We start from the raw sequence: 1,225 nt of genomic DNA, 5'->3' as shown, positions 1-1,225 counted from the left end.
CTAAACCGGAGTTCGTGATTCGCGATCAGGATGGGGAGCAAGCGGGCGCGGAGCGATCGGGAAGAGGGAGCAGGGGCACCTCCCGTTCGGCTCTGTGTGCGCAGAAAACCTGAGAGCGAGAAGGCCCTGCCCGAGGGCAAAGGTAGGAAGTGGCTGAAGAGGAAGCAGCGCCAGGCGCTGCTTCGGTGGGGGGAGAAGAGTGGCTGCCCGCTCACCTTTCGACGGTGCATGGCGGTAGCGGCCGTGGGGAGAGGGGCGTCATGCAACGCCGCCGCGCGGGCACTGGGCTGTGCCACCTCTACCGTCGTCGGTGCCGTGCGTCGCTACCGAGAGGCCGGACGCGAAGCGCTGCGAGACAGGCGAGCGGCCAACGGCCGTCCCAAGGTGGACAGCCGATTCCGAGAGAGGCTCGCCCGAGTGTTGGCCGGAACGCCGGAGGATTGGGGTTGGTGCAGGCCCACCTGGACGAGGGAGTTGCTGTGTCTGGAGCTCCAGCGCCGAGGGCTTCCCCAGGTCTCCGTGGCGACCATGGGCCGGGTGCTCACCTCGATTGGCGCCAGGCGCAAGGCGGCAAAGCCCATCGTCCAGTGCCCCTGGCCAGGGTGGAAGCGCCGCCGCCGACTCCACGTGTTGAAGTGCCTGGAGGCGTACACGCCCGCCAAGGAGCCGGTGCTCCACGTGGACGAAGTGGACATCCACCTCAATCCCAAGGTGGGGCTCGACTGGTGTCTGCCCGGACAGCGCCGGGTGGTGGTGACGCCCGGCAACAACCAGAAGCGCTTCCTTGCTGGAGCGCTGAATGTCCGGACGGGGAGACTGACGTGGGTGGAGGGCAGGTCCAAGGCCAGCGCCCTTTTCATCCAGCTGCTCTGGCGCCTGGCGGGCGAATACAGACGCGCTCGCCGCATCCACCTCGTCCTGGACAACGCCGCCGTCCATGCCAGCCAGAAGACACGCAGGGCCCTCGAGCACCTCGGTGGGCGCATCGTGCTCCACTTCCTGCCGCCCTACTGCCCCGAGGGCAACCGCATCGAGCGTGTGTGGCTGGACCTGCACGCCAACGTCACCCGAAACCACCGATGCCGCACCATGTCCCGACTCATGGTTCGGGTGCATGCCTACCTCGCCGCACGCAACGCCCAGCGCTCTGCCAGTCCATACCTACGTCGAGCCGACCTCAGGCGCACCGCCTGAGGTCATGCGGGAATCGTGGTCGTTGGTTTAG

The 1,225-nt window shown here is 67.3% G+C and carries 1 protein-coding gene; it reads left to right on the top strand.

Annotation, left to right across the window (positions count from 1 at the left end):
* Positions 1 to 228: 228 nt before the first annotated feature.
* Complete coding sequence (locus HUA78_RS45670; protein ID WP_174479125.1) at positions 229 to 1,194, top strand: IS630 family transposase; 966 nt, start codon at positions 229 to 231, stop codon at positions 1,192 to 1,194.
* Positions 1,195 to 1,225: the final 31 nt, after the last annotated feature.

This window comes from Myxococcus sp. CA033 (genome assembly GCF_013336625.1).
Lineage (GTDB): Bacteria > Myxococcota > Myxococcia > Myxococcales > Myxococcaceae > Myxococcus > Myxococcus llanfairpwllgwyngyllgogerychwyrndrobwllllantysiliogogogochensis.
This window is presented reverse-complemented; position numbering and strand designations above follow the sequence as displayed.

Coding starts and splice junctions, on each gene's coding strand:
- HUA78_RS45670 (WP_174479125.1), top strand. CDS start 229: ATGGCGGTAGCGGCCGTGGGGAGAGGGGCGTCATGCAACGCCGCCGCG.